The 4,742-nt window shown below is 59.7% G+C and carries 4 protein-coding genes; 1 reads left to right on the forward strand and 3 read right to left on the reverse strand.

The genetic code is table 11. From position 1 onward, the window contains the following. Positions 1–73: 73 nt before the first annotated feature. Genes NW827_RS07625 through NW827_RS07635 form a run of 3 tightly spaced genes read right to left on the reverse strand, consistent with a single transcriptional unit; the run spans position 74 to position 4,294 of the window. On the reverse strand, positions 74–2,611 hold the full coding sequence (locus tag NW827_RS07625) for a UPF0182 family protein (RefSeq protein ID WP_414503518.1): 2,538 nt from the start codon (positions 2,609–2,611) through the stop codon (positions 74–76). Between the two features lie 4 nt (positions 2,612–2,615). After that, the gene (locus NW827_RS07630) at positions 2,616–3,986 is read right to left on the reverse strand and encodes a TIGR03279 family radical SAM protein (RefSeq protein WP_414503519.1); all 1,371 of its coding nucleotides are present in this window, start codon (positions 3,984–3,986) and stop codon (positions 2,616–2,618) included. A 20-nt stretch (positions 3,987–4,006) separates the two neighbouring features. After that, complete coding sequence (locus tag NW827_RS07635) at positions 4,007–4,294, reverse strand: DUF2103 domain-containing protein (RefSeq protein WP_414362310.1); 288 nt, start codon at positions 4,292–4,294, stop codon at positions 4,007–4,009. Positions 4,295–4,450: 156 nt separating this feature from the next. On the opposite strand from NW827_RS07635, the gene NW827_RS07640 reads away from it, so the two are divergent. Then, on the forward strand, positions 4,451–4,742 hold a 292-nt coding region (locus tag NW827_RS07640; protein ID WP_414503520.1), incomplete at its 3' end, for a hypothetical protein.

The following is a 4,742-nucleotide window of genomic DNA, read 5'->3' on the forward strand; positions in this document are numbered from 1 at the left end:
GAAGTGCGAAGATTGACAACCCAACCTTAAACCATCCATTAAGTTCTGTCAACTCTTCCTCAGGAATCCTGGCTCAGCGGTTGGAGGGGCGGCTGTCGGTAGAGGAGAAGAGGGCTTCCAGGGCCTGGCTGAGGGTTGGCTCCATCACCACCCGGTCTTCGTAGGCGGCGATGACCCGGGTAAGCTGGGGCAGGCGGCCCTGTTCTGCCTCGAGATAAAGGGGCTGGACATAGAGGAGCGAGGTCTCGATGGGGATGACCAGCAGCGTGCCTAGGTTCACCCGCGACCCGTGTTCGTTCCAGAGGGCGATTTGCTCGGAAATGGCGGGATCCTGGTTGACCCGCGCCTCTACCTGTTCTGGCCCGTAGATGAGGCGCTGCCTGGAAAACTCATACACCAGCAGCTTGCCGTAGTTTTCCCCATCGCAGCGGGCAGCCATCCAAGCCACCATGTTCTGCTTGTTGAGGGGAGTGAAGGGGGAAAGTAAGACAAACTCAGGCTGGTTTTCCTCCGGCAAGGTGAGGACAAGGTACTGGGGCTGCATGGGAAGGCGCCGCTGCTTGCGGAACTGGTTGGGGATCTGCCACTGGTCTTCCCGGTTGTAGAAAACACGGGGATCCGTCATGTGGTAAGTGGCAAATTGCTGCACTTGCAGGCGGAAGAGATCCTGGGGGTAGCGGATGTGCTGCCGCAGCGGCTCCGGCATGGCCTCTAGGGGCTGGAACAGGGTGGGGTAAATGCGGGCGTAGGCTTGGATGAGGGGATCCCGGGGGTCGGCAATGTACCAGTCAATGCTGCCGTTGTAGGCGTCCAGCACCGCCTTGACGGAGTTGCGGATGTAGTTGAAGGGGAAGCCGGGCAGAGGCTCCGAGTAGGGGTAGCGGCTGCTGGTGGTGTAGGCATCGAAAAACCAGTAGAGTTTGCCCCCTTGAATCACCAGGTAGGGATCCCGGTCGTAGAGCAAAAAGGGCATCACCTGGCGCACCCGTTCCCGGATCTGGCGGCGATAGAGAAAGCGGGTGGTAGAGGAAAGCTCGCGGCTGAGAAGAATGCGCAGATCCCGGAAGTGCCAGGCGTAGAGAAAGCGCTGCCAGAAGTGGGGGATGGGCACGCCGCCCGTGCCGCGGTAGCTGCTGTAGACATAGCGATCGGCAGCGGGATAGTCCAGCTCCCTTGCCTCGGCTCCCACAAACACATGGGTAGTGGTCAGCTCGCCGTAGTAGATAGCCGGCTGTTCCACCCGCAGCACCTGCGCCACCTCCGGGTAGCGGGGAGAAACCCGCGGTGGGATATCCGAGAGAAAAAAGTCCGGCAGCCCCTCTGGGGTAACTACGTTCACCGGGCTGAGGGTGAGGCCATAGCCGTGGGTATAGAAAAACCGCTGGTTAACCCAAGTTTGGGCAGCAGGCGGCACCTGGGCAAAGTCCAATTCCCGCGCAGCGTGCATCACTTGGCGCAGTTCCCCGCCAATGCGGTAGCGATCCACATCCACATCGGGAAACTGGTAATAGGGACGGATCTCCTGCAGCTGGCGATAGGTAACCAAGAGGGGCTCCGTATCCCAAAGGCGCACGTTGCGCAGGGTGGATTGATTTTGCTGCAGGGTTTCCAGCGTCAGGGATCCCTCCTCTGGAAAGGGTTTCACCTCCACCTCGGTCAGGCCAAAGCCAGCGCGGGTAAAGCGGATGTTGTGCTCGATGTAGGGGCGCTCCAGCTCCAGCTCGTTGGGGGTGACCAAAAGGGTTTGCACCAGTTGCGGGTAAAGCCGGGTAGTCAGCAGCCCAAACCCCAGGTAGGCCCCCCAAAGCAAAGCCGGTGCCAGCAGGGAACTGGCCCAGGCAGGGCACCAGGATTTGAAAAAGGGAAGGCGGAGGCGGATCCCTTGGCGGGCCAAAACCCAGAAGCCAATGGCCGTCAGGAAAGCCACCCCGCTCATTAGAGTGGTGGCTGGCAGGGTGGCGTGGACATCGGTAAAACCAGCGCCAAAGACAACGCCACGGGTGGAGTAGAGCAGCTCGTAGCGCTCCAGCCAATGCCCCCAGGCGCGAATTAAAAACAGGGATCCCGCCAGGATCAGCAAGTGCCGCTGGGCAAACAGGGAAAGGGCCAGGGTCAGCCGCTGCTCCGATAGCCCTAGCTCCACCAGGTAGATGAGTGCTGTCGTGATCAAAGTAAGCAGTACCAAGTTGAAACACCAGTGCTGCAGCGTCTCCCAAAAGGGCAAGCCGAAAAGAAAAAAGCCCAGATCGCGGCCAAAGATGGGGTCGAACTCCCCGACGGGCACCTGGTGCAGCCAGAGCAGCAGTGTAAACCAGTGCCGAGAAAGAGACCAGGCCAAGCAGCCGCTCAACCCCAGGGCAATGGCCCAGGCCCAGGCTGGGTTTGCACCCCGCCAGCAGGCGCGGATGTTGGATCCCACTGCTGCCAGGGCAAAGCCAAAGGCGCCCAGGCCTAGCCCCCAGCGAGCCATCACCCGTGTCCACAGCACTGGCAGGGCGTTCAGCTCAGCAAACCAGGCCAGATCCACATAGAAAGACGCCAAAGCCGTGATGGCTAGGATCCCCAGTCCAATCCAAAGCAACAGGAGCAGCCCTCGCCGCAACCGCTGCATGGCCTCACCGTCCTTGGCCCGGAGCTGCCCTTGATCCTAGCCCCTGCACCGCCTGCAGCAAGCCCGCTGGACCCCCGTCCACCCGCACCACCGGGATCCCGACTTGGGCCTGCAACTCTTGCCAGGTGAGATCGTCCAAGAAGCGCTCCCCATCCTTAAGAGCAATCTGGGGCAAAAGTAGCCCATCGTAGCTTGCCAAGTTTTCAACGGATTTCAGAGCGCCCAGAATGTCTTGTCCTGTCAACAACCCGGTTACCGTCAGGGTTTGTCCCCAGAATTGGCTGGCAATGGGCAACAGGTCCAACTGCAGCCCCCGAATGCCGTTCATCCGCTTGACCACAGGCTGGAAGGCCTGTTCCACAGCGTTGCCCACCACCCAGAGGACTTTGAGGGGAGCAGGGATCCCAGCCGGCAGCTGCACCTGATCGAACTCGCTCAAGAACAAGCGCAGGGATCCCACCCCATTCCCCAGTTGGGGGTAATCTTCGTAGTGCTCTGCCGGCGGCAGTTCCCGACCCGCCAGCAGATACCACTCATCAGCCAGCCAGGCAAAGGTGGATCCCAGTTCTTGGCGAAACTGCGCCTGCAGCGCTTCCACCTGATCAATCACCTCCACCGCTTTGGCAGCATCCACTGGGATCAGCTCATCATGGGGAGGGCGAAAGCGGGTTAGCCCCACCGGTACCACCGCCACCGAGAGGACGGTCGGGATCCCTTCAATGGGTTGGCCAAAGGCGGCCAAGTCCAGAAGGGTGCGAGTTAGCTGCTCCCCATCGTTCCAGCCTGGGCAAACCACCACCTGGGCATGCAGTTGCAGGCGGTGTTGGCGAAACCAGGCCAACTGCTCCAGGATCAAGCCGGCACGCGGGTTTTTGAGCAGGCGGCTGCGCAACTGGGGGTCGGTGGCATGGACCGACACATAGAGGGGAGAAAGGCGCAGGCGGGCAATGCGATCCCACTCGGCAGCAGTCAGGTTGGTGAGGGTGAGGTAGCTGCCGTAGAGAAAGCTGAGGCGGTAGTCATCGTCTTTGAGGTGCAAGCTTGCCCGCATCTCAGGAGGCTGTTGGTCGATAAAGCAAAAGGGGCAGGCGTTGTTGCATTGGATGAGACCATCGAACAAAGCCGTCTCAAACTCCAGCCCCAGATCCTCGTCCACGTCTTTTTCCAGCTCAACGGTGCGCGGGATCCCCTGGCTGTCTAGGATCTCCAGGCAGAGATATTCCTCAGCAATGAGGAAACGGTAGTCGATGAGGTCGCGGGGTTTCTCGCCATTGATGCTCACCAGCGCCTCCCCCGGCTGAATGCCCACCTTTGCCGCCAGGGATCCGGGTAGGACGGCGCTGATGCGGGCAGGCTTGAGGCTAGCACGGGACATAGCGCGCCCAGAGTACAAACCTACTCCAGACAGCGGCGAATTGCTGCTTCCAGCTCCGACTGGCTCAGATCAGTGACCACAAACACCTCTTGCACGCTGCTGCCCTTGCGGGCCACCAACTTGTATCCCCCTCGAATGGGCACGGAAATCCGCAACTGCAACTGAGGGATCCGCCCCCGACTGCAGGACAAGGCGCCCGGCGTTACAGTTTTAATGCCCGGTTGTCGAGTCAGGCGCTCCAGGACAGGGATCAGCCCAGAAATGTGGGTGGAGTGGTTCCAAACCAGTCGACCGGCAGGCTTAGACATAGCGGCAACGCAACAGCGAGAGAGGCTGGATCTCCATGCTAAGCTCTTACCCTTGCAACTGAGAATAAGCCTTGGCCAACTCTCCAAGTGCAGGCATTTTCAGAGGGTTTTCTCTGTGCTAGTTTAGCGGCAGCAAGCGCAAGGGTCTCCTGACTTATGGTTGCCGAGCAAGTCATCCTAGAGATTCCCGAAGCCATCCTGAAAGGCCTGCAGAATGGAACCTACGAGCGCGTAGGCGGCGTGGTGCGAGAAGTGGCTTCTAAGCAGGTGGTGGCCTGGCTGAGAGAAACAGGGGGCTTGACACTCGCAAATAGCATTGGCAACTGGATCCCGGGAGTGGATATCATCAACGGGATCCTTGCCAACATTCAGTTGAGGCAGATCAACCTAAGACTAATCGACATTGGCAATAAACTAAACACTGTCTTAGGCTTAACCCAATTTAATA

It is taken from the genome of Synechococcus sp. H70.1 (assembly GCF_047502705.1).
Taxonomy (GTDB): domain Bacteria; phylum Cyanobacteriota; class Cyanobacteriia; order Thermostichales; family Thermostichaceae; genus Thermostichus.